At 45.2% G+C, this 24938-nt stretch carries 15 protein-coding genes; 8 read left to right on the forward strand and 7 right to left on the reverse strand.

The genetic code is table 11. The features are described from left to right. Positions 1-10 precede the first annotated feature (10 nt). Positions 11-4057 carry a two-component regulator propeller domain-containing protein gene (locus DBR43_RS31015; RefSeq protein WP_124587235.1) on the forward strand — a complete coding sequence of 1349 codons (4047 nt, stop codon included), beginning with the start codon at positions 11-13 and terminating at the stop codon, positions 4055-4057. A gap of 20 nt (positions 4058-4077) precedes the next feature. Here DBR43_RS31015 and DBR43_RS33390 read toward each other — a convergent pair whose 3' ends face one another. The 4 genes from DBR43_RS33390 to DBR43_RS31040 are packed head-to-tail and all read right to left on the reverse strand — an operon-like array spanning position 4078 to position 11718. Next, entirely contained in the window at positions 4078-6582 is a 2505-nt protein-coding gene (locus DBR43_RS33390) for a BNR-4 repeat-containing protein (protein ID WP_233603291.1), read from the reverse strand. Continuing rightward, the gene (locus tag DBR43_RS31030) at positions 6579-8735 is read right to left on the reverse strand and encodes a family 43 glycosylhydrolase (protein ID WP_124587236.1); all 2157 of its coding nucleotides are present in this window, start codon (positions 8733-8735) and stop codon (positions 6579-6581) included. Before DBR43_RS31030 ends, DBR43_RS33390 begins: the two co-directional genes overlap by 4 nt. Before the next feature lie 39 nt (positions 8736-8774). Next, on the reverse strand, positions 8775-10757 hold the full coding sequence (locus DBR43_RS31035) for an alpha-L-arabinofuranosidase C-terminal domain-containing protein (protein ID WP_124587237.1): 1983 nt from the start codon (positions 10755-10757) through the stop codon (positions 8775-8777). A gap of 1 nt (position 10758) precedes the next feature. Next, positions 10759-11718: a glycoside hydrolase family 43 protein gene (locus DBR43_RS31040; RefSeq protein WP_124587238.1), complete on the reverse strand. Its 960-nt coding sequence runs from the start codon at positions 11716-11718 to the stop codon at positions 10759-10761. Positions 11719-11908: 190 nt separating this feature from the next. Here DBR43_RS31040 and DBR43_RS31045 point away from each other — a divergent pair, with 190 nt between their 5' ends. The 6 genes from DBR43_RS31045 to DBR43_RS31070 all read left to right on the forward strand — a co-directional run bounded on the left by DBR43_RS31045 (position 11909) and on the right by DBR43_RS31070 (position 19688). After that, positions 11909-12619: an NUDIX hydrolase gene (locus tag DBR43_RS31045; RefSeq protein ID WP_124587239.1), complete on the forward strand. Its 711-nt coding sequence runs from the start codon at positions 11909-11911 to the stop codon at positions 12617-12619. Between the two features lie 82 nt (positions 12620-12701). Further along, the gene (locus tag DBR43_RS31050) at positions 12702-14411 is read left to right on the forward strand and encodes a ribulokinase (protein WP_124587240.1); all 1710 of its coding nucleotides are present in this window, start codon (positions 12702-12704) and stop codon (positions 14409-14411) included. After that, positions 14398-15096 carry an L-ribulose-5-phosphate 4-epimerase gene (locus DBR43_RS31055; RefSeq protein WP_124587241.1) on the forward strand — a complete coding sequence of 233 codons (699 nt, stop codon included), beginning with the start codon at positions 14398-14400 and terminating at the stop codon, positions 15094-15096. Before DBR43_RS31050 ends, DBR43_RS31055 begins: the two co-directional genes overlap by 14 nt. Next, entirely contained in the window at positions 15056-16441 is a 1386-nt protein-coding gene (locus DBR43_RS31060; RefSeq protein ID WP_233603292.1) for a glycoside hydrolase family 27 protein, read from the forward strand. The genes DBR43_RS31055 and DBR43_RS31060 overlap by 41 nt, the downstream gene beginning before the upstream one ends. Positions 16442-16476: 35 nt before the next feature. Next, a complete protein-coding gene (gene araA, locus DBR43_RS31065; protein WP_124587242.1) occupies positions 16477-17967 on the forward strand; it encodes an L-arabinose isomerase in 1491 nt (496 codons plus the stop codon). Between the two features lie 35 nt (positions 17968-18002). Next, a complete protein-coding gene (locus tag DBR43_RS31070; RefSeq protein WP_124587243.1) occupies positions 18003-19688 on the forward strand; it encodes a sodium/sugar symporter in 1686 nt (561 codons plus the stop codon). 83 nt (positions 19689-19771) lie between these two features. Here DBR43_RS31070 and DBR43_RS31075 read toward each other — a convergent pair whose 3' ends face one another. The 3 genes from DBR43_RS31075 to DBR43_RS31085 form a co-directional block, all read right to left on the reverse strand. Beyond that, entirely contained in the window at positions 19772-21280 is a 1509-nt protein-coding gene (locus DBR43_RS31075) for a hypothetical protein (protein ID WP_124587244.1), read from the reverse strand. A 186-nt stretch (positions 21281-21466) separates the two neighbouring features. Further along, a complete protein-coding gene (locus DBR43_RS31080) occupies positions 21467-22642 on the reverse strand; it encodes an aldose epimerase family protein (protein ID WP_124587245.1) in 1176 nt (391 codons plus the stop codon). A 132-nt stretch (positions 22643-22774) separates the two neighbouring features. Then, a complete protein-coding gene (locus tag DBR43_RS31085) occupies positions 22775-24256 on the reverse strand; it encodes a PLP-dependent aminotransferase family protein (RefSeq protein WP_124587246.1) in 1482 nt (493 codons plus the stop codon). Positions 24257-24331: 75 nt separating this feature from the next. Here DBR43_RS31085 and DBR43_RS31090 point away from each other — a divergent pair, with 75 nt between their 5' ends. Beyond that, positions 24332-24937, forward strand: coding sequence for an FMN-binding negative transcriptional regulator (locus DBR43_RS31090; RefSeq protein ID WP_124587247.1), 606 nt, complete (start codon positions 24332-24334; stop codon positions 24935-24937). Position 24938: the final 1 nt, after the last annotated feature.

Consider the following 24938-nt stretch of genomic DNA (forward strand, 5'->3'; position numbering starts at 1 on the left):
AAACATTTACATGAAGGGATATTTTTGTCTTGTTCTCATTCTTTTGAGCAGTCTCTATTCGAGCGCCGTTAATCAACCGTATTTATATTATCTGGGAATTGAAAATGGCTTGTCAAACAACGCCGTCACCAGCATCTATCAGGACAAATACGGCTTTATGTGGTTCGGAACTTATGAGGGATTAAACCGGTATGATGGATACAAATTTCAGGTATTCCGGAACAAGCTGAACGACAACACTTCCCTGATTGATAACCGCATTGTCTGCATTCAGGAAGATGCCCGTCACAACCTCATTATCGGCACGAAAAAAGGAGCAAATTTATACCATGTGGCCAGCGGTAAGTTTAGCATGGTCAGGTTTCCCCATCAAAAAGGTTTCAAAAACATATCTTATGCAGTGAATGGATTGGCCAGGGATGAACAGGATCAGGTATACATTGCAACTGATGGACAAGGCCTGCTGGAATATGGAAAGGATAAAGATCTTGCCCGGCAAATTCTTTATAAAAAAGGCAGACACCAAAGTAATTCCTACCATGTTAAATCTATAAAAATAGACCAGGATAAAAACATATGGCTTTATATTCAGGAATATGGCCTGTGTTTGTATCGTCCAAAAACAAAGCAAATTATACAAGTACAGGATTTTGCAATGGATGTACAATGTATTGCCCCCGATGGTCTGGGCAATATCTGGATTGGCAATGAATCCGGTCTTTATAAATATGAGATTGGGACAAAAAGAATACTGCCCTATAACCATAAGAATGGGATTCAACTGAACAACACGGTATTTGACTTGTCTGTAGATCAGCAGCATCAGTTATGGATCAGCACCGATGGTGGCGGGATCATTATTTACGACATTCAGAAAGAAAAAGCAGAGCACTTAAAGTCCGGAAAGGAACCGGGCATGTTAACCAGCAGTGCGGTGACCACTGTTTTTGAGGACAAAGACCAAAGGTTATGGATTGGCACTTTAAGGGGTGGGATCAATATCATAGATAAACATAAAACCAGGTTTAAAACCATCAACTCCACTCCTTTTAAAGCCAGCGGACTGATCAGCAATTTCATTCTTTCCTTTTGCGAGGATCAGCAGGGCAATGTATGGGTTGGCACAGATGGCGAAGGATTGAGCTACTGGGACCGCAGGAACAATCATTTTACGAACTATGCCCACAGACCTGCTGATCCGAATTCGCTCAGCAACAACAACATTGCGGGGATCGTTAGCACTGAAAATGGCAATTTATGGATGGCCACTTACGGCGGAGGCGTTAACCGGTTTAATCCAGGCAGCGGTCAATTCCAATACTATCCCTGCTTCAATCAGGAAACTAAAATCATAGATAAAAACGCCTGGAGCATTTACCAGGATAAGTCCAGGCAGATCTGGGTGGGGACCTGTTCCGATGGCGGAACTTACAAACTCAATACGGCAGGCAATAAATTCGAGTTATTTGATGCCCGGCTTAAAAATGTGATTTCCATTAATGAAGACCGGCAAGGCGTATTGTGGATGGGTACTTTCTCCTCCCTGATCCGGGTAGACCTTAAAAACAAAAAGCATATTTTCTATCCCATGAATACTGCCGTAAGGGCGATTTATGAAGACAAAAAAGGCCATTTCTGGATCGGTACAGAAGGTGGTGGTTTGCTGTTATTTGACCGCAGGACCGGGGCTTATAAAACCTGGTCTCAAAAAGATGGGTTAAGTGGCAATGCTGTACTGAATATCCTGGAAGATGAGACCGGCAGCCTTTGGATCTCGACCTTTAGCGGATTGAGCCGGTTTACCCCTTCGAACGGGCAGTTTAAAAATTTCCATGAAATGGATGGGCTGCAAAGCAATCAGTTTAATTACAATGCCGCCTTGAAACTGAAGTCCGGAGAATTTTTATTTGGAGGCATTAAAGGGTTCAACCTGTTTCGACCGGAGCAAATCAAGCCGCATTCGATTGAACCTCGTCTACTCATTACCGATCTAGGGACTAACAACATCCCTTATGAGCAGGACGACAGCTTTGAAGATAAAAAAAGCGTATTTGAGGTAGAAAAAATCAGCCTGCCCTACGACAAGGCCGTCCTTTCTGTGGGTTTTGCTGCTCTGGAATACTCCTCCCCTAACAAAATTTCCTATGCCTATTATCTTGAAGGCTGGGACAATACCTGGAACGATCCCGGGATCAACAGAACGGTGAATTACTCGAAATTACCCGAGGGCAGTTACCGCTTGAGGATTAAATCGACGAATGCAGAAGGCAAATGGCTTCAGAATGAGCGGATCCTGCTTATTGAAGTGATGCCCCCATGGTGGAGGTCTTACTGGGCTTACTTCTTATACGCGGCTGGCCTTGCCGGTTCCATCTATATTTATCTGAACTATCAAAAACGACAAACTGCCCTGCGGTATCAGGTAGAGCTCGCCCATCTGAAAGTGGCCCAGGAAAAAGAGCTCAATGAGAAAAAACTGGGATTTTTCACCAATGTATCCCATGAGTTCCGGACTCCCCTCAGCCTCATCATCAATCCACTTAAAGACATCCTGAACCACCAGACTCAGGTGGATGCCAAGGAATTGACCGTTGTTTACAGAAATGCCAGAAGGCTATTGAGTTTGGTGGATCAACTGTTGCTTTTCAGAAAGTCTGATGCGGAAAACCTGAAGATCACAAAAACCGATCTCGTTGTTTTTTGCAAAGAGGTCTATTTTTGCTTTAGTCAGCAGGCCAAATCAAGGAATATACAGTTTGGTTTTTCCAGCAGTGCAGAACACATTGACCTTTATATGGACCGGGAGAAAATCGAGATTTCTTTGTTTAACCTGATTTCCAATGCTTTTAAATTCAGTCCTGATGGCGGCAAAATCGAAATGTCCATCAAAGAAGCAGAAAATGAGGTCGCCATTCACATTACTGATACAGGAACCGGGATCCCGGAGGATGTCGGGAACAAACTATTTGCCAGGTTCTACCAGGCAACAGAGAAAAACCAGACTTCCAAACCAGGGTTTGGCATTGGACTTTACCTGGTCAATAAATTTGTGAACCAGCATTTTGGAAAAGTAAGCTATTCCAGTACGCCTGGAAAAGGGACAGAATTTCTCCTTAAATTGTTAAAGGGCAAGGCCCATTTTCCTGGTCAGCAGATTCATGAACATACCGATGAAACCCCTGTATTTCTGGAGGAATTGATTGTAGAGTACCATTTACCTGTTGTGAAACCAGTGCAGGAGGAAGTATCAAATGAACTTAGCACCGATAAGCCGGGAATTCTCATTGTAGATGACAATCAGGAAATCCGTACTTACATCAGGCAATTGTTTATTCCTGATTATATCGTATACGAAGCAGAAAGCGGAGAAGAAGGATTGACCATGGTCAGGGCAAACATGCCGGATATCGTGATTACCGATGTGGTCATGAAGGAGCTCAGCGGTGTGGAACTCTGTACAAAGATTAAGGAAGATCCTCATCTGAGCCATATTCCGGTGATCTTACTGACTTCCAGTTCTTCCGCAGAAATTAAGCTGAAAGGAATTGAAGGAGGTGCGGACGATCACATTACCAAACCTTTTGACAAAGAGATGCTGCTGGCGAGGGTGGCCAATCTGTTGAAAAGCAGAAGTACTTTGCAAAACTACTTTTACAATGAGATCACCCTCCAATCCGACAATTCCAGGGTATCAAAAGAGAACAAAGAATTTTTAGAAAGGTGTATAGCGATTACAGAAAATCATTTGAACAATCCGGATTTCAGCATCAAAATACTTGCTGATGAAGTGGGCATGAGTCATTCTGCTTTGTACAAAAAGGTGAAAACCATTTCCGGAAAAACCATCAATGAATTTATCCGGTACATTAAATTGCGGAGTGCTGCCCAGTTGTTCATCCATTCCGAGCACAATGTAAATCAGGTGGCTTTTCAATCCGGCTTCAGCGACATTAAGTATTTCAGGGAGCAGTTTCAGAAACTATTTGGTTTGCGGCCTTCCGAATACATCAAGAAATACCGCAAACCATTTGCGAAAGGTTATAAGCTAACCAGGTAATGGTTGACCAGCAATGCAGGTTATTGTCCGGGCTTCCATTCCAGGACCTTTACCGGACCTGGTTTGTTATTGGCCCTGCCCTCTCCGTCGACCTGTTCCACGCGTTGCAGGAAAAGGTCGAGTCTTCCTTTGTTTTTCCATAATTCGGTATCATAAGCTGGCTCCCAGTCGCCCACCGTGCTTTGACTGAGGTCGGTAAGGGCCCAGTTATTTTGCTGCAGGTTCCGGCACCATGCCAGGGACACCTTATTCCCCCGTTCTATATCTCTGAAAATCAGGGCTGCATTTAAAAGGCCTTTGCTTTTCCAGGCGATGACCTGTGGCCTGGAGATCGGGATGCGTTTTGTGCCTGCGCCGCTTAGTGAAAAATCGGTGCTGCGAAAGTCCAGTACATTTACCTGCCAGTTTTTACCATCGTGATAGACCAGGTGGTATTGTGGCGCCGCCGCTCCTTTGTCTTTCCAATATCCGGCAATATAGGGATTTCCGGCATCGTCGGCAAACATGGAAGTCTGATTGATCAGCTCCGATTTTTGAGGGATCATTGCTGCATATTCTGCATTTTTATGATGGATTGGAAGTTGGTAAGCTAAGCCGGCGGCATTTTCCCAGCTTAGTCCCCCATCTTTAGACCGTGCATAACAAAGGTCATGGTTACTGCTCACATCCGGACTTTCACGCCATACCCAGGAAAGGTGTATCGTTCCCTGATCGTCTATTGCAGTTTGCCAATAGGCATTGCGTTTCCCTTCCCCATCAATCAGGTTATCTTGTATCCGCTGCCATTTTTTTGTTGCGGGGTCGTAACTGTTGATCATCAGGTTTCCATTTCCTGATCCCCCATCCCGGTACATAAACAAGAGCGTTCCATTGGCCAGTTTATAAAATTCAGGATAACTGACTTTGTTTTCTTTGGTACCCAGCATGGCTTCGGGTGTTCCCAAAGTTAAAGAACCGGCAGTAATGCTTTTGACGTAATTGAGCCCGTTGTTGTGCTGGCCCCATGCCACATGAAGGTAGCCTTTATCGTCCACCATAATGCTGATGGATTTATGTGCGTCTCCTGCATCGGCTTTATAGGCAGTCCGCAAAACCTCCCATTCCTTTTTATGGATGTTGCGTTTGGCAAGCACCAGGTATTGGTCTGCATCATAGTAGGCCGCATATTGCGTATTTTTAAAGGTAACCAATGCGTTTTTCCGGAATACTACCGCGTTTACAGAGTTGTTGGCCCAGCCATTTTCGGCGATGGTACTGATGCGAATTGCGGATCGTTCTGGGGTATTGCCTGATTGATTCTGTGGTTTATCCAGTTGGTTATCCTGTTGTTTATCCAGGTACCGATACCATTCTGCACCTGCCAGTAAAAAAGCGCCCACTCCGAAATTGGCCGTAGAATTTGCATCTACGATCTGTCCGGGAATCGCTTTTTCCCCTATGGGCTGGATATAGCCAACACGGCTATCTTTCTGTAAGGCAACTTCCGACAAGTATTTCCAGCCTTTACCTGCGGCATTCAGGAATATTTTTTCTTTCAGGTACCCGTTATTAATGCCCCAGAGCAAGCCATAGGTAAAAAAGGCCGTACCACTCGTTTCCGGCCCTGGTGCATGGTCTTTATCCAGCATACTTCTGGTCCAGTATCCCTCCTCCTGCTGACTTTTTAAAATGGCCTTAGCTAGTTTTTTGTATTTGGAGACATATAAATTGTAATGCGGATCCTCTGCAGGCAAGTCCTTTAAGACCTTCGCCAGACCGGCAAAAACCCAACCATTTCCCCTTGCCCAGAAATCCTTTTTATGATTTACGGTCTTGTGTCTGGGATATACATATTTCGCATCTCTGTAATACAAACCTGTTTTCTGATCGTACATGATGCGGTTCGCATATTCAAAATATTCGTGTAGTTTTTCCAGATAGCGTTTATCGCCGGTTGTTTTATACAACTTGGTCATTACCGGCATCACCATATACAATCCATCCGCCCACCACCAGTAATCATTAGCCGCAGTGCTCATCTGGTATTCCATGACCTCTTTGGCCCTGGCTATTTTGTGTTTTTCGGGATGTAAGTGATAGAGATCGATGTAAGTCTGGAAACAGATTTGCCAGTCGCCGAAAAGTACGTAATCCTCCTTTTCTCCATATTGGTATTTCCAGTTCGGTTTATCTGTAGATTTAGCGCCCATCCATTGGTTATAATTGGCCCAGCGTTCCGAATAACGTCTGTAATTTTCCCCGCCCGTAATGGCAAACAGCTCCATGTTTCCGGTATGGTAAGCCGCTTCGTCCCAGAACGCCCAAACTTCAGGTTTATGGTTGGCCTGCCAATGATCATTTACTTTTTTCAGGCTTTCCAGCAGGCTTGCTTTGTCTATATTTGGTTGCTCTTCTTGTTTTTGCAATCTTTTTTCCTGCGCTTTAGGCAACTGTTGCCCCTGTTGTTGTTGTTGTGACTGCTCCTGTGCAGAGAGCTGAAGTGCAAACACCATCAGCAATGAGGTGATGATGGGCTTTCTCATCATTTCACCAGGTAAATGCCTTTCAATGTGGGCTGTACTACCTTTATATTTCCATGGGCATCGAACTCCAGTTTATCTATGCACACTTCGCGGTGATAACCTGCAGACTGTCCCATTTCCAATCCATGCGGACGCGTGAAGCGATGGTAAACCATATACCATTCGTCTTTTCCCGGCACCTGGATCACCGAATTGTGCCCCGTTGCATAAATCCCCTGGTTTACATCTTTAGAAAGGATCAGGTTGTTTTCAGGCAGGTTGATCTTGCCCGTTGGTGAATCAGAAACCCCGTACCTTACCCCATAGTCTGCATCTCTGGTATCGTTCTGAGACCATAAAAAATAGTATTTCCCCTTCCGGTAAAACACTTCAGACCCTTCTCTGTAGGTGTCATCAGGAGTGATCACTTTAACTGAGGAGGAATCTATGGAGATCATGTCATCATTTAATAACGCCACGGCCATATAGCCATTCCCCCAATACAAATAGCTTTTACCGCTCTCAGGGTCTGTAAAAACATCAGGGTCTATTTCCTGTCCGCCTTTAACGCCCTTAGGTTTTCCTGCAATGAGTGCTTTTCCGCTATCTTTAAAAGGGCCGGAAGGATCGTCCGCTACTGCAACTCCTATTTTCTGTGCGGCAGTAAAATAGTAATAGTATTTATAGCTGCCATTGACCTTCTTTTCGGTGATCGTTGGTGCCCAGGCATTTTTCTTTGCCCAGCTCACATCCCTGGGCAGATCCAGAATGACACCTTCATCTTTCCAGTCTGCCAGGTTTTGTGAGGAGAATGTTTTGAAATACGTTCCGGCCCAATCTGTAAAACCATCGCTGGTAGGATACAAATGGTATTTTCCGGTTTTATGGGAATACAGGATCTCCGGATCCGCATAATAGCCATTCAGGACCGGATTCAGGTCTGCCGAAGCAGTCAGTTCATAGACTTTGGGCTTGGTTCCGGGGAAGCTGACCTTTAACTTCACAGGGCCTTTGGTAAAATCATAAGGCGCTTTGGGGCTGATGTCCATGCCTGGAAAAATGACGAAACCCGGATCAAATGATTTAAGGGAAATGCCTTGTTTTACCGGTAAATAAAGTGTTGAATTCGTCGTATCCAGCACCACATTGTTTTTTTTAATTGCGGCAGACTGGAAAGAACTCAACAGGTTTTCAGGGCTATACCATTTTTTTAGTAATGCAGTTGTTTCCTGCGTAGTAATGGGCAGCACGGTACCATGACGGGGATGAAAATTCATCTTTACCTCATGATCCACCACGGTAAATTGCTTCAGATCTTTTGTCTTGGTAAACTGGTACCGGCCTTTGGTATATACATCGTACATCAGGATATAACCTTCCCCGTTATTGAGCTTGAATACTCCCGCACCTTCTACCGGATCTTTTGTCTGCTGCACATTGCCTTCACGCAGGACATAACCTTCTTTTAACTGATCAGAAACGGCAACGCGAATGCCCAGTCCTTCTCCTTCTGTTTTAAAGAACAAATGGTATTTTCCCTGGTCAAAGATGATGTCGCCATCAATGCAGGCACCATTCGTTGGGCTAAAAAACAGTTGTTTGGGTTCAGTTTCCAGATCTGTAAAATCTTTATTTGCATAGGCCCAATAGATCTTATCCGGATCTTTGCCATGTTTCATCGACCAATAAACCATGTATTTACCCGCTTTCTGATCATAAATCGTTTGAGGTGCCCATACCCTTAACAGGTTTTCCTGCCCCGGAAAGCGTGTCCGGATATTGACGATGCTTGAAGTCCAGTTGATCAGATCGGTAGATTTCAGCAAAACCATCGCCCGGTTTGAGTCCCAGCCTTTGGCGGAGACCATATCGGTAACCACCATATAGAAAGTTTTACCATCCGCTCCGCGTAAAATGTGCGGATCGCGTACGCCTCCTGTAGAACTGATTGCCGCAGCACTGATCACCGGCTGATCGTTATTCAGCGCCCTGTAGGTATAGCCGTCAGTGCTGATGGCAAAACGGATGGACTCTTCCAGGCCGGTATTGCCGGTGAAATAGGTAAAAAGATAGGCTGTATTTTTTTGTTTCTGGGCCAGTGCAGGTAAAACTGTCAGCGCAAGAATGATACCGCTCAGCAGTAATCTGGTATAGTAAAAGTTGAGTTTTATATTCATTATGGTTCATTTATCCGCTATCCTCGATTTGTTGCGCCCTTATTTGTAGCTCACTTTAAGCATTACAAAAGAACTGGCCGGCATTTTTACGACTGCATTTTTCCCCCTTAACTTCAGCGATGAGACTACCGGAGTAATGTTTGAAGGTTTTTCCATGGAATTCTGTTCGGTAAGCGCTGCCTTAACTGTGGTCAGGTTTCCCTGCGCAGCCAATTTCTTTATTCCTTCGAAAGTGACCTGTTTGGTTCTTTCTGTGGTATTGGTATTGACCAGTTTAACGATAACCTCTTTTTTAATGCTGTCGACCACTGCAGAAACGTATAGCCCATCCTGACCGGAAAGTGATTTACCATCCGCTAAGGCGGGTGAAACCTGAGTGCCTTTATTGGTAGAAAAGAGTTTCTGAACATGGTAATTGGGAGTCCCGTAAATATTCATGTTATCCACCCAAATCAGGTCCGGAGCCCATTGCCAGCCCTCTGTATTTGCAAACAAAGGCGCATAAGATGCCATGTTTACCACTGCTGCATTGCGTTCCAGTCCGGTCATGAAAGCGGCTTCAGCAAGTGCTGCCTCCCAAATGTTTCTGTTGCTTCCTGTCGCGTCTCCTTTGATGTGCGCCGCATATTCTCCTGCAAAAATCTTTGCGCCCTGACGATCGTAATTGTCATAACGCGCTGCATTTTTAAGGAACCATTCCGGGGAACGGTAGTAGTGTTCATCTATAATGTCTGCTTTCATCCCACGCAGTTCTTTATCCAGGTAACGGAACTCGTCGTTATCAGGACCAGTTCCTGAACTGAAGATCAGGTTCATCTTTGGATATTTTGCTTTAATGGCCTGTTGAAACGCTTTCGCACGTTCGATATACTGAGGGCCCCAGTTCTCATTACCTACGCCTAAGTATTTCATATGAAACGGTTCTGCATGGCCCATCGATACCCGCACCTTTCCCCATTCAGAATCCGCATCGCCATTGGCAAACTCGATCAGGTCCAGGGCATCCTGGATATAAGGATCCAGCTGGTCCAAAGCAACCACCTCAGCGGTATTAAACTGACAGGCCATGCCGCAGTTCAGGATCGGCAACGCTTCCGCACCAATGTCTTCCGCCAATTGAAAGTACTCAAAGAATCCAAGCCCGAAGGTTTGAAAATAATCAGGGGACGGACGATGGTTAAACTCCACATTCCAGCGGTTCATGATCAATTGACGTTCTTCTATAGGTCCAATTGTTTTTTTCCATTGGTACCTGTTGGCCAGGTCAATTCCTTCAACGATACAACCGCCCGGAAAACGGATAAAGCCTGGTTTCATATCGGCCAGCATCTGGATCATATCCCTGCGCATGCCCTTTTTACGGCCTTTCCAGGTATCTGCAGGAAATAAGGAGATCATGTCCATATCCAGCACGCCATTTCCTTCAAACCAGATGTTCATTTTTGCTTTCGCTGCTGTGGCATCTGCGGTAAAGCTCAGCTCCTGGCTTTTCCATTCGCCTGAAGCGTCGATGGGTTTCATTGATCCCGATGCCAATACTTTATTCTCTTCATCCAGCAGTTCCACATGTAAAGTGATGCCAGGCGTTATTTGTCTGTACAACAGCGAAAAATCATACTTCAGACCTTTTTTCACCCCCATCCCTCCTTTGAAACCTTCATTGCTGATCCCTGCTTCCCCTTTTGCAGCACCTTTGATGGTCGCCCTCAGGTACCTTGGATTTGCCAGGTTTGCACCCTTTCTGTTCTGTACGAGCAAGTCGCCCTCCCCGATCTTTTTTCCTTTTACAGACCAGCCCATTAGTGGTTTCAGAAATTCAAACGAGCGGTTCTTTACCATTTCGGCATAGATACCGCCGTCTGCCCCCATATTGATGTCTTCAAAAAACACGCCCCACATTTCAGGTGATACTTTCCCTTCGGATTTTGCGGCATTGACCACAATAACTTCCGGTTGCTGTGCTGCTGCACTAAAAAATGTCCCGGCCAAAAGCAGGGCGATTAAGTTGCTTTTATATTTCATATTATTTTATGCCTTCAGTAGTCATGATGATTTTTTTCATACTCCCATCTTTACTATAGTATAGTCTGTCGATGCAAACGGAACGCCTGTAACTGCCTCCATTGGGATTAATAGCGCCATTGTGGTAAATGAAATAATCTTTTCCTTTAAACTGGATAATGGATTGGTGGTTTGTATTGGAATTGCCGGCGATTTCGTTTAAAATGCCTTTGTAAACCCATGGCCCATTGATGTTTTTACTCATGGAATAGGCAATTTTTTCCGGAAATTCTACTGCATAGGAAAGGTAGTACCAGTCTTTGCGTTTATGGATCCAGGGTGCTTCCGTGAATTTTGGCAAACCCTGAATCGTATGAACAGGGCCATCAAATTCCAGCATATTTTCTTTTAGTTTTGCATAATAGCAGGCGGTATTTCCCCAGAAAAGGTAGGCTTGTCCGTCGTCATCAATGAATACGGAAGGATCAATGTCATCCCAGGTGATTTTGGTGGAAGTGGTCATTTCGTTGGTGACCAGTGCTTTACCAATCGCATCTTTAAAGGGGCCAAGGGGATGACCGGCCACTGCAATACCGATCGCTTTTCCTCCGTTCTGGTGCTCTACCGCAACATACCAGTAAAATTTGCCTTTACGTTCTATGACCTGTGAGGCCCAGGCATCCCCTTTTGCCCATTGAAAAGCTTTTACGTTCAACGGAGAAGGATGCGCTTTCCAGTTGCGCATATCTGCCGAGGAATAGACCAGCCATTCTTTCATTTCATAGTAATTTTTCGAATCCGGCGCTTCATCATGGCCGGCGTACAGGTAAACACTGTCTTTATAGACCATTGCCGCGGGGTCTGCGGTAAACTTATCGGTTACAATTGGGTTGCCGTCTTTTTTAATCACCTGAGCATTTGAAAAATCAGGAGCAAGAATTGCTAAAATCAGCAGAGCTGGCTGGTACTTTAAAAAATTCATACTTGGTTCTGGTTCGTTGGTTACCGGATTGCCTGATGGCCTGGTTGTGTTCCATAAAGGACCTGCCAGGCCATCATCCCCAGCCCGGCTAATGTATGAATTAATATATTAAACGTCAAATCAACGATTATTATTTTTGTAGCTTTGCCTTAAATTTTTATAAATTGCTTCTGCTAAATATAACTACTCTATGATTACCTATACTGAACAGACGCGCGTTCTGGTTGCAGTCGACTGCATCATCTTTGGCTTTGACGGCGAACAATTGAAAATATTACTTATCAAAAGAGGCTTTGAACCGGCAAAAGACCAATGGAGCCTGATGGGTGGTTTTGTGCAAGCCAATGAAAACTTATATGGCGCAGCGGAGCGCATTCTCTACCAACTGACCGGGCTTAAAGATTTATACCTGGAGCAGCTAAAGGCTTACGGAAATCCGGATAGAGATCCGATAGAGCGTACCATTTCTGTTGCTTATTTTGCATTGATAGACATCAATAAGTACAAAACACAGATCAGTGACCGCTATCATGCGGAATGGTTCCTGATCAACGATGCTCCTTCACTCATCTTTGATCACGATACTATGGTCGAAGAAGCTAAAAAAAGAATTCGTTATAAAGCAGCCCTGCACCCTATTCTGTTTGAATTGCTGCCAAAAAAATTCACCATTCCTCAATTGCAGAACCTTTACGAACAGGTATACAATACGAAAATTGACAACCGGAATTTCATCCGCAAAGTCAATTCTACAGACCTGCTCATCAAACTCACTGAAAAAGATAAATCCAGTTCCAAACGGGGCGCTTTTTATTTTACACTTGATAAAAATAAATACAAAGCCAAGTTCCAGTCCTTCTTAAATTTCATCCCTAATCCCGAGCATCTGATCAGTATGTAATCCGGCAGATCTGAAAGAAATTTCATAATAATTTTCATTTGTCAAAAAAATAAACGTTAATTAGACGTTTATTGTAATGACCATGAAACTAACCAAATATGTCATCGGTATTGATTACGGCTCAGACTCTGTGCGCTCTGTAATTGTGAATGCCGAAAATGGAGCTGAGTGCTCCTCTTCCGTCTATTATTACAAAAGGTGGCAAAAAAACCTGTATTGCGAACCTTCCTTAAATCAGTTCAGGCAACATCCGCTGGACTATATCGAGGGACTCGAGCATACCATTAAAGATTGTATTGTAAAAGCCGGCGGCGCAGCAATCGCACAAGCCATACAAGGAATTTCTGTAGACACCACAGGTTCCAGCCCGGTAGCCGTCGATAAGACCGGGACCCCTCTGGCCCTTATTCCCGGATTTGAAGAAAATCCCAATGCCATGTTCGTCCTTTGGAAAGACCATACCGGAATCAGGGAAGCTGCAGAGATCAATGAACATGCGGCCAAATTTGAGACCAATTACCTCAGCTATGTAGGTGGGATTTATTCTTCCGAATGGTTCTGGGCAAAACTCCTTCATGTACTAAGGGCAGATCCTGATGTTCGTGAGGCGACCTTTTCATGGGTAGAACATTGCGACTGGATTCCCTTCCTGCTGACCGGTGGTAAGGATGTGTTGAAGATGAAGAGAAGCCGCTGTGCGGCAGGCCATAAGGCCCTTTGGTCTGAGCAATTTGAAGGCCTTCCACCGGAAGCGTTTTTCAGTCAGCTGGATCCCCTCTTGTCGGGATTCAGGGAAAGACTTTTCGAGGATACCTATACCTCAGATGAACCAGCCGGAACATTAAGCGAAGAATGGGCGGCACGCCTGGGACTCTCCACAGCGGTGGTGGTTGGTGTAGGTGCTTTTGATGCACATATGGGTGCTGTGGGTGGACAGATTGCCCCCTATCACCTTTGTAAGATTATGGGTACCAGCACCTGTGACATCCTGATAGCACCTGCTACAGATCTGGATGGCAAGCTGGTAAAGGGCATCTGCGGACAAGTAAACGGTTCGGTTATTCCCGGGATGATGGGGCTCGAAGCCGGACAATCGGCCTTTGGCGATGTGTATGCCTGGTTTAAGAACTTAATCAGCTGGCCATTAAACCTGCTCCTTTCAGAACCCGATCTGATCCATCCAACGACAGCAGCTGCTTTAAAAGAGGGACTCGAAGCGAAAATCATTTCCCGTTTAACTGAGCAGGCTCAGCTCCTGACCGATAGTGATGATGCAGCATTGGCCATTGACTGGTTAAATGGCAGAAGAACTCCGGATGCCAATCAGGAACTCAAAGGCGCCGTTACCGGTTTAAGTCTGGGAACTGATGCCCCCCGCATTTTCCGGGCCCTGGTTGCGGCAACCTGTTTTGGTGCAAAAAGCATTGTTGACCGTTTCAGGGATCAGGGTGTCCCTGTAGAAGGTATTATCGGTATAGGCGGAGTGGCCAAAAAGTCCCCTTATATCATGCAGATGATGGCTGATGTATTGGAAATGCCCATCAGAATTCACCGGTTTGAACATACCTGTGCACTGGGTGCAGCCATGTTTGCAGCAGTAGCGGCAGGAATCTATCCAAATATTGAAGCTGCAATGGAAGCCATGGGGACCGGTTTTGAAGTAGAATATCAGCCAAACCCGGAAAAACAAACGCACTACCGCAAGCAATACCAGGAATACCTTGCCCTTGGCAATTACCTGGAACACCATCATCAAAAAGAGATCAAACCGATGTATCATGAGCATTTATAACACCATACGTGAAATGGCCTATGAGGCCAACATGGAATTGCCAAAGTTAAACCTGGTGCTTTTTACTTTTGGAAATGTAAGCGCCGCCGACCGGGATCTGGGTGTTTTTGCCATTAAGCCCAGCGGCGTGCCTTACAAAGACCTTTCGCCGGATAAAATGGTGATCGTAGATTTTAATGGAAACACCGTAGAAGGTACACTCCGGCCCTCTTCAGATACCCAAACCCATGCTGTTCTTTACAAACATTGGGAAGGGATCAATGGCATCGTACATACCCATTCCACCTATGCCACCTCCTGGGCCCAGGCACAAATGGATGTGCCTATTTTTGGTACCACCCATGCCGATCACCTGACGGTGGACATTCCCTGTGCACCGCCAATGAACGATGAAATGATCAAAGGAAATTACGAATATGAAACCGGTTTCCAGATCATCAACCATTTTAAGAAACTGGGCTATAGTCACCATGAAGTGGAAATGATCCTCGTTGGAAATCATGCCCCTTTTACCTGGGGAAAGACCGCAGAAAAAGCAGTCTATAATAGTGCTGTTCTGGAATCTGTAGCGCAAATGGCGATGCTGACCAATCAGATCAACCCAAATTCTCCAAAACTGAAGGAGGCATTAATTAAGAAACATTTTGAACGTAAACATGGTCCGGACAGTTATTATGGTCAATAAAAAATTAGTATGGGCAGCAGCGTTTCTGCTTGGAACGCTGGCCACGGTAAAAGCACAGCAAAAAGATTTTCATGACTGGGCCAAAACGCCTCCGATGGGCTGGAACAGCTGGGACTGCTTTGGTCCCACTGTTGTAGAAGCTGAAGTCAAAGCCAATGCGGATTATCTGTCTAAAAATCTGAAAGCATTTGGATGGGAATATGTGGTGGTAGACATCCGCTGGTATGTAGGTAACGACAAGGCACATGGATACAATGAAAGCAATCCGGATTATGTGCTCGATGAATATGGCAGGTTTCAACCCGCTGTCAACCGTTTTCCCTCGGCAGCAGGCGGCAAAGGATTTAAGCCCCTGGCAGATTATATCCACAAAAAAGGACTGAAATTTGGCATCCACATCATGCGTGGCATTCCGGTAGAAGCGGTAAAACGCAACCTGCCCATCATGGGCAGTAAAGCTACCGCCAAAGACATTTACAGCACAGAATTACAATGCCTGTGGTTACGGGATATGTATACCGTAGTGGCCGGCCGTGATGGCGCCCAGGAATATTACAACTCCCTGTTTAAGCTCTATGCTTCATGGGGTGTGGATTTCATTAAGGTGGATGACCTTTCCAGACCTTACCATACCGGAGAGGTAGAAATGATCCGTAAAGCGATCGCATTAACGGGTAGAAAAATTGTATTGAGTACTTCACCTGGTGAAACCCCGATCGCCAGTGCTCCCCATGTTCAGGAGCATGCCAATATGTGGCGTACCGTAGACGATTTCTGGGACAACTGGCCGATGCTGAAAGACCATTTTGATGTTTTTGAACGCTGGAATAAATACCGCGCAGCCGGTGCATGGCCGGATGGTGATATGCTTCCCCTTGGAAAAATAGGGATTCGTGCAGAGCGTGGAAATCCAAGGATGACTGCCTTTACCAAAGATGAGCAATATACCCTGATGACGCTCTGGACCATCTTCCGTTCTCCCCTTATGTTTGGTGGCGACTTGCCCGGCAATGATGCCTTTACCCTTTCCCTGCTGACCAACAGGGAGGTGATCCAGGTCCTGAACCACAGCAGCAATAACCGGCAACTGTTTCGTAATGAACAGGGAATCTGCTGGGCAGCAGAGGATCCAAAAACCGGAGATCAATACCTCGCCCTTTTTAATCCTGGCGACGGGGAACAGCCCGTTCAAATTTCCGTAAACCTGAATGATCTTGGTTTGAGCAAGGCCTGTAAGGTCAGGGATCTTTGGAGCAAAACTGACAAAGGCACCGTTAAGGGCAGCTTTACCGCAACTATCAATAAACACGGAGCAGGACTTTTCCGTCTCTCTGCCATTAAATAATCAAGTAACCTATAACACAAGATAAGCTAAGAAATATGATCAACTTAAAAGAATTAGAAGTCTGGTTCATTACCGGGAGCCAGCACCTGTACGGAGAAGAAACCCTGAAACTGGTAGCAGAACATGCACAGCAGGTTGCCGGATCGCTGGATACCGCTCCGCAGATCCCCGTTAAGGTCGTTTATAAACCCATCGTAAAAACACCGGAGGAGATCTTTGAAACCTTACAGCAGGCCAATATTGCTGCAAATTGTATTGGCGTGATCACCTGGATGCATACCTTCTCCCCTGCTAAAATGTGGATCAGGGGATTGAATATTCTTCAGAAACCTTTACTTCACCTGCATACCCAGTTTAACCGTGACATCCCATGGGATACCATCGATATGGATTTCATGAACCTGAACCAGAGTGCACATGGGGACCGCGAGTTTGGATTTATGGTGACCCGCATGCGCAAAGACAGAAAAGTAGTGGTAGGCCACTGGCAGGATCCCGAAGTATTGAAAGAAATCGATACCTGGACAAGGGCGGCTGCAGGCTGGCACGACTGGCAAGGCGCTAAATTTGCCCGTTTTGGCGACAACATGCGTTATGTAGCCGTTACTGATGGTGATAAAGTAGAGGCTGAGCTGAAGTTTGGTTTTCAAGTCAACACCTACGGCATTGGTGACCTCGTTGCAGTGATCAACAGCATTCCTGAAGCATCCATTCAGGAACTCCTGAAAGTATATGAAGCCAGCTATATTATGACTCCTGACCTGCTGCCTGGTGGCGACAGACATCTTTCTGTATATGAGGCTGCAAAAATAGAGCTTGGTCTGAAGAAATTCCTGGAGGATGGCAATTTCAAAGGTTTCAGTGATACATTTGAAGATTTACACGGCATGATTCAACTGCCTGGCATCGCCGCTCAGCGATTGATGGCTGAGGGATATGGTTTTGCCGGAGAGGGCGACTGGAAGACCGCAGCATTGGTGCGTGCCTGTAAGGTAATGGGTGCCGGATTACCGGGGGCCAATGCTTTTATGGAAGATTACACCTATCATTTCGATCCGGCCAATGCGATGGTACTGGGCTCGCATATGCTGGAAGTTGATGCTTCCCTTGCCAATGAAAAAGCAAGACTGGAAGTTCATCCATTAGGCATTGGCGGCAAAGCGGATCCAGCCAGACTGATCTTCAGTGTTGCTGCAGGAAATGCACTCAATGCTTCTATTATCGATATGGGCAATCGATTCCGCTTGCTGGTAAACGAAGTGGAAGCGGTAGCACCGGAACACCAGTTGCCAAAGTTACCCGTTGCACAGGTCTTATGGAAACCACTCCCTGACATGAAAACCGGCTGTGCTGCCTGGATCTATGCCGGAGGTGCACACCATACCGCTTATAGTCAGAACCTGACCAGCGCACATTTACTTGATTTCGCCAACATTGCCGGTATAGAATTCATCAATATTGGTGCTGATACCAGGATCAACCAGTTTAGAAATGAGCTGCAATGGAACGAAATCTTTTATAAATAAGCGGACACCTGTTCAACCTAACCAAATAGAGCCATATGAACAATAATTTAGTAGCTACAGATTATGTAGTTTTCATCATTTACTTTTTAGTCGTTTCCGGCTATGGGTATTATATCTACCGACAGCGTAAAAAGAACGAGCATGATGCCAAAGCATTCTTTCTTGCTGAAGGAACACTGACTTGGTGGGCCATTGGTGCCTCTCTGATCGCCTCTAACATTTCGGCAGAGCAATTTATCGGCATGAGTGGCGAAGGTTTCTTTCTCGGGATTGCTGTGGCAGCCTATGAATGGATTGCCGCCATTGCCTTGATTATCGTTGCCGTTTGGTTCATTCCGGTCTACCTTAAGAACAAGATCTATACGATGCCTCAGTTTCTGAAGACCCGGTATAACGAATCTGTTGCCCTGATTATGGCGGTTTTCTGGTTGTTTTTATACGTATTCGTAAACCTGACCTCTATCCTTTACCTCGGTGCTGTAGCCATCAATGGGCTTACAGGCGGAGATTACCTTCATGTAATCATGATCGGACTTGCTGTATTTGCCTTGATCATCTCTTTAGGAGGCATGAAAGTAGTCGCTTATACGGATGTGATTCAGGTGGCCGTTCTGATCTTCGGAGGATTGGTCACTACCTATATCGCCTTAACCGTTGTGGGCGAGAAATTTGGGGTTGGCGTCAATGCCATTGCCGGATTCCAGGTTTTGATGGACCATGCTCCTGAACACTTCAAGATGATCATTCCAAAACCGACGGCAGAATCGACACAGAATGAGATCAGTAAATACCTGACTTTCCCAGGACTCGCTTCTTATGTAGCGGGCATCTGGATCATCAACCTCAATTACTGGGGATGTAACCAATACATCACCCAGCGTGCATTGGGCGCGGACCTTAAAACCGCAAGAACAGGGATTCTTTTTGCGGGTCTTTTGAAACTGATGATGCCTTTAATCGTGATGTTGCCCGGAATTGCGGCTTATGTTTTGTACAAAGGCGGGCATTTACCGCAACTGATCGGTGGAAAAGACGGGGCTTATTCTGCGATACTTACCTTTTTACCGACCGGTCTTAAAGGACTGTCTGTGGCGGCATTAACGGCTGCGATCGTGGCTTCACTTGCCGGAAAGGTCAACAGCATTTCGACGATCTTCACCCTGGACATCTACGCCAAGTATTTTAAGAAAGGTACAGAAGAAAAGAACCTCGTTCTTGTGGGAAGAGCAACGGTATTTGTGGGGATGATCCTGGCGGTCCTTTTCACCTGGAATGACCTCCTGGGGATTGGTGGTGAAGGTGGTTTTACCTTTATCCAGAAATATACAGGTTTCATTAGTCCCGGTGTATTTGCGATGTTTATCCTGGGTATGTTCTGGAAAAGAACAACAGGCAGTGCAGCCATTGCAGGTGTACTGGCCGGATTTCTGTTCTCCGTTTTCTTCAATGAAATGGCACCCGGCCTGTTGGGCAATGATACCTTCCTGTATACGGCCTATCCAAATGGCAAAGGTGGTTTCGAGATTCCATTCCATATCTGTATGGGACTCTCCTTCTTCTTTACAATGGCGATTATGATTCTGATGAGTCTGGCCGGACCTAAAGTAAATCCTAAAGCTTTTGAACTCGATAAATCCATGTTCAAAGTTGCCCCATCTACGATGGCGCTGATTGTGGTGACACTACTGCTCATTGCCGCGTTGTATGTGAAGTTCTGGTAGTTGAACTGCTGCAAATCACTGCATAAAAAAGGAGATCCGGGTTTTTCGGATCTCCTTTTTTTGAATATGATGTGATTTAAAGATCAGGCTTTACCTTTCATTTCCTGCTCCCAATCCCAAAACGCATCAGAGAATTTTTCCCGGGCCGGATCTATAATCTCTTCATAAGGTTCTTCCACCGGTGTTATTTTAAAATTATCGGAGAGCCAGGCAATATAAGCGTCTATGTGATTACTCAGGGCATAGCTATGCCTGTCATTGCTGAGTTTGACACATTCGTCATCCAGCACAGGTTCAATGTCATAAGTCAGCAAGCGCAGGAGTTGCCTTACGTTTTCGGCAATGATATCAATTCCGTTTTCCTTATCCAATACCAGTACCGGCATGTCTTTGGTTTCTTTGCCAAGGCCTTCATCCCATAAGGCGTAAAATGCACCAAAACTAGTCGCCCTGGCAAAGGGTATCACTGCATTTATAAAAGCATCGTTCCGGTTCCATGTTTTCAAAATGGAGGAATCATAGCCCCTCAGCAGAAAATACTGTGCATAATTGGCATGCTGCTCCTGAAAAGTATACAGTGAAATTAGTTCCTGAGGGATGACCCTTCCCTGAAAATTTCTTTCAAATGCTTCAAAACTCCGGTGTTCCTGCAGGTTTTCGAAGCCCTCTTCCACATCAATGTTGTATTTTATTAAAAAATCATATAAACTGTCGGCAAACTGATCATTGGCCTCTTGTATAATGGCCGAGGCTTCTTCATCTGTTTGCACAGGTTCCAGATTCAGATTTGTTTTAGACCAGGCCCAAAAAGCCTCCCGATTTTCGCTCTCGTAATCCTGTTCCTCATCTTTATAAAAATAAGCAGCACTCCAGCCGACAGAAATTTCCTGGTCATAACCGATCAGACGGATCAAATCTTCTGTGTTTTTTGCAACCAGATGTATACCGCCTTCATCGCCGAAAACCACAACCGGGCATTTGTCCAGATTTTCATTGATCACCCAAATGGCATAAGTGCTTCCGCCAGCCGTTGCTGTTGCAAACTCTATAAAAGAATTCAGAAAACTTTCTTCTTCTGAATAAGTCTTTAATCCGGTATTGTCAATCAGGTTCAGGCAGAAGCCATCTGCATAGCTGCCTCCGGCATACTCCTGCTCAAATCTAAATAGCTTTTCCAGCTCATCAGGAACCCCATAGATCCCGAATTGATTCTGGAAATCATGAAAAGTGATCCTGCCGGAGGCTGCGTCCTCAATATAGTCGACAATTCCGGTCCAGATTTGCCAGGCAAATTCTTTAATGCTATCCGGGCTGGCCGCCTCCAGGCTTTTAAAACTTTCTTTTTCATTTTCCCTGTAAAAAGTAAACAAAAAACCGTCTTCCAGGCGCATGGAGATACACAAGGCATTATCCTGCCAGATGAAGATGCTGTTGCCCATCGTCTCCCCATCAGTATCTACATAAGGCTTTTTTATGGTAATTTCCGTGTTGCCGAACTCAAGATCCAGTCCGCTGCGATCATGGGCAGGAACGATGTCCGAATTAATGATTCTTGTGAAGTTCTCAATAGTAAAGTCGTATTTCTTATCCATTTCTTTCCGTTAAAATTGAAGTTGGGTTATTGCTCAGGTAAAGCTACTGCTCCTGAAAATAACCGGCAAATTCAACAGGTTAATTTTACCGGATGGTCATCTACAATTCGTCTACATCTTGCCCGATCAGCATAAAAAAGGGGTATCCAAATCTGAATACCCCTTTTTTATGCTTGTTTTAAGCGACTATTTCTTTATTGAAAACCGGTAAATGGTTACTGTTTTGTATTCCTGTCCAGGCTTCAATGTAGTTGTCGGGAAAGCGGGTTGATTTGGTGAATCGGGAAAATGCTGTGTTTCCAGACAGAATGCAGAACGGTGCGGATAACTGCTTTTTCCTTTTCCATCATGATCTGCTCCGGTTAGAAAATTACCACTGTAAAACTGAAGGCCGGGCTCTTCTGTCAGGATCTCCATCACAATCCCTGTTTTCGGACTGCTCACTGTGGCTACTTTCTGCAGGCCTGCTGCTTTTCTGAGCACGAAATTATGATCGTAGCCTTTTCCATATTTCAATTGCTGATGGTTATCATTGATCCTTGCGCCAATTAGCGTTGGTTTATTGAAATCAAATGGTGTACCTGCAAGTTTTTCAATTTTTCCCGTTGGGATTAAGGTTTCATCAACCGGTGTGTAGGTATCCGCGTCAATACTTAGCAAATGATCGGTAATTGTCGGATCTCCTGCCCCATTCAGGTTAAAATAGGCATGATTGGTCAGGTTAACCACGGTATTTTTATCGGTTGTTGCAACATAACTGATTTTGACCTCATTGTTGTCTGTCAGCTCATAAGTTACCTTAACCTTTAGGTTGCCCGGATAGCCGCCTTCTCCCTCTTTAGAAAAATAGCTCAGTTCCAGGCTCTGGTCATTAATTTTTTTAGCTTCCCAAACCTGTCCGTAAAAACCACTGGAGCCACCATGCAGGGTATTTACCCCGTCATTGAGTTCCAGCTGATAATCTTTTCCATCCAGACTGAACTTCCCTTTTGCAATCCGGTTTCCATAGCGGCCGATTAAGGCACCGAAAAAAGGCTCCCCTTTCTTCTGATAGGTTTTCAGGCTATCGTAACCCAACACCACATCTGTAAAGCCATTTTTAGCATCAGGCACCCATAGCGAGACCAGTCGTCCTCCGTAATTGGTAATGACTGCTTTTGCGTTATTCTTATTCACCAGCGTATAGAGGCTCACGGTCTTCCCTTTTACTTCCCCCTTAAAAGCTCCGGAATCGGGCACAGAGAGGGCTGATACAGCCGAAGTGTCGCTGACTGCCGTATTTTTATTTAAAGAGCTGGTACATGCACCTAAAGCCCCGACAAAAATGAGGGCCAGGCAGGTTGGATAAAATCTGTTGTTCATACGTTTGTTGCTATATTTGATCGCATCTCTAATGTAGAAAAAGAATATTAAATGTCAAAATAACATTTAATATTCAAACCTTGGTCCTTTCCGATTTTCTATGCCTTCAGCATTGATCGATACCGGTTTTAGTTAGCGTATTGAGTTTTTGAGAATTTCAACACTCCTTATAATTTCTTCTTTTGATGAAGAGGCAAAGCCCAGACGGATGCCATTGGTTGTATAGCCGGGATATTGGTGTGCTTTGCCATCGGAGATATACAAACCTTTACTCCGGGCGCTTTGTGCCAGGTTTTCCAGGTTGATGGATGGATCGAATTCCGTCCAGACGGTCATCCCTCCTTCAGGAATGGTAAAATTCACCAGACCTGCCAATTCAGTGCTTAGCAAGCGGCAAAAAAGATCCCTTCTCTCTTCATATACCGACAATGCCTTCCTCAGGTAGCGCTGAGTGGTATTGTCATTCAGCAGTTCGGCCATTGCATTGTCTAAAATATGGTCTCCCTGCCTGTCCAGCAAAACCCTTACCCTGGCAAGGTGTGTGATTACATTTTCTGCGGCCACAAGGTATCCCATCCGAAAAGCAGGGGAAAAGCTTTTTCCGAATGATCCGCAATAAATGACCATCCCATTTTCATCGGCACTGGCCAGTGGCAATAGCGGGCGGTGCTTATAGTGAAAATCATAATCGTAATCGTCTTCAAAGATGATGAAACCATATTCATTGGCAAGCCGCAATAATTCTAATCTCCGGTCGATCCGGAGCGACACGGTAGTCGGATAATGGTGATGTGGTGTTACATAAACCATCCTCACTTTTTGTTTGCTGCAGATTTCCCGCAGTTCATCTACGACGATTCCATGTTCATCGACCCTGATGCCGATATGTCTGGCCCTGGCGTGTATGAAATTGTGTTCTGCTCTCTTCCAGCCCGGAATCCCGGAAACAATGACATCACCGGGTTTAATGAGTGCAGTACAGACCAGGTTAATGCCCATTAAGGTTCCTCTAACCGAAAGGATATTGCTTTCCTTTGCTTTTAAAGCCCGGGTCTCGTTAAGATAGTTCGCTATCGCTGCTCTGTAGTAGCCCGGACCAGCAGCATTGCTGTAACTTCCAAACTTATCATATAATCCGCTTCGTGTCAGCTGAGTCCGGTAAGCCCTGTAAAATTCCTTTAAGGGGGCCAGCCTCGGATCAGGATAGCCATCGTCCAAATGAAGTTCTGTAACCGGATGATCAGCAGCGGTGTCGAGGTAGCTCATTTCCGGGATCACAAAGCCTGCCTTTTTTAATGAAGCCGGTACAAGGCTTCCACCCAGATTTTCCGGTTCGTGATCGATGAGGTGTGAAGAGACAAAGGTGCCATTGCCAATGCGGCTCTCCAGCCAGCCTTGCGTTTGCAGTTCTTCATAGGCCTTAGTAACGGTGAGCCGGTTGATTTGCAACAATTCGGCTACAGCTCTGGAACCTGGCAATTTTTGCCCGGAACGCAATTTCCCTTTTTTGATGAGGGACAAAACTGCATCTGAAAGCTGGAGATAAAGCGCCCTGCCGGAAGAAGGGGCAAATGAGAGCTCAGTGAAAAGCTGCAGGGAAATTGGACTACTCATTTTATTAAGATTGGCCTGCAAAGGTAATCCAATTATCAGGTATTTTTGAGGAAACAAAAGAAAGGGGATCAATTTATGTACGTACCGAATCAATTTCAGTTTAAAGAGGAGACAGAAAAAATTGCTTTTATGAAGCAGTATAGTTTTGCCACGATCATTACCAATAAGGAGCAGGTCCCCATAGCCACACAACTGCCCTTTTATATTGACGACCGCGCTGATAAACTGGTCTTAACTTCTCATTTTGCCCTGGCCAATGAGCAGGCGAAATATATCGAAGCAAATACTTCTCTGGTCTTGTTTACAGAACCACATGCCTATATCTCGCCCGTTCATTATGATAAAGCCGAGAGTGTTCCTACCTGGGATTACATTTCGGTACATGCCTATGGGAAGGCAACAATTCTGGAGGAGGAAAGTTCAAAAATCAGGGTTCTGGAAGAGATGATCAGGTTTTATGACCCAAATTATCTGGCACAATGGGACAGCCTCTCCGATAAATTCAAGAAAGGAATGATGCGGGGTATTGTGGCCTTTGAACTGGAGGTAACTGATCTTCAGGGACAAAAGAAATTGAGCCAGAATAAATCTGAGGCAGAGCGTCAACGCATCGCTGAGCACCTGGAAAAAACGGAGAATACTGTTGAAACTGAACTGGCAAGCTATATCCGAAAGTTATAGC

This window comes from Pedobacter sp. KBW06, assembly GCF_003852525.1.
GTDB lineage: Bacteria > Bacteroidota > Bacteroidia > Sphingobacteriales > Sphingobacteriaceae > Pedobacter.

Bases quoted from the DNA above. Each gene is read 5' to 3' on its own strand.
- DBR43_RS31050 (WP_124587240.1), top strand. From the start codon at position 12,702: ATGAAACTAACCAAATATGTCATCGGTATTGATTACGGCTCAGACTCT.
- DBR43_RS31080 (WP_124587245.1), bottom strand. From the start codon at position 22,642: ATGAACAACAGATTTTATCCAACCTGCCTGGCCCTCATTTTTGTCGGG.
- DBR43_RS31085 (WP_124587246.1), bottom strand. From the start codon at position 24,256: ATGAGTAGTCCAATTTCCCTGCAGCTTTTCACTGAGCTCTCATTTGCC.
- DBR43_RS31035 (WP_124587237.1), bottom strand. From the start codon at position 10,757: ATGAAATATAAAAGCAACTTAATCGCCCTGCTTTTGGCCGGGACATTT.
- DBR43_RS31075 (WP_124587244.1), bottom strand. From the start codon at position 21,280: ATGGATAAGAAATACGACTTTACTATTGAGAACTTCACAAGAATCATT.
- DBR43_RS31040 (WP_124587238.1), bottom strand. From the start codon at position 11,718: ATGAATTTTTTAAAGTACCAGCCAGCTCTGCTGATTTTAGCAATTCTT.
- DBR43_RS31055 (WP_124587241.1), top strand. From the start codon at position 14,398: ATGAGCATTTATAACACCATACGTGAAATGGCCTATGAGGCCAACATG.
- DBR43_RS31090 (WP_124587247.1), top strand. From the start codon at position 24,332: ATGTACGTACCGAATCAATTTCAGTTTAAAGAGGAGACAGAAAAAATT.
- araA (WP_124587242.1), top strand. From the start codon at position 16,477: ATGATCAACTTAAAAGAATTAGAAGTCTGGTTCATTACCGGGAGCCAG.
- DBR43_RS31070 (WP_124587243.1), top strand. From the start codon at position 18,003: ATGAACAATAATTTAGTAGCTACAGATTATGTAGTTTTCATCATTTAC.
- DBR43_RS31030 (WP_124587236.1), bottom strand. From the start codon at position 8,735: ATGAATATAAAACTCAACTTTTACTATACCAGATTACTGCTGAGCGGT.
- DBR43_RS31015 (WP_124587235.1), top strand. From the start codon at position 11: ATGAAGGGATATTTTTGTCTTGTTCTCATTCTTTTGAGCAGTCTCTAT.
- DBR43_RS33390 (WP_233603291.1), bottom strand. From the start codon at position 6,582: ATGATGAGAAAGCCCATCATCACCTCATTGCTGATGGTGTTTGCACTT.
- DBR43_RS31045 (WP_124587239.1), top strand. From the start codon at position 11,909: ATGATTACCTATACTGAACAGACGCGCGTTCTGGTTGCAGTCGACTGC.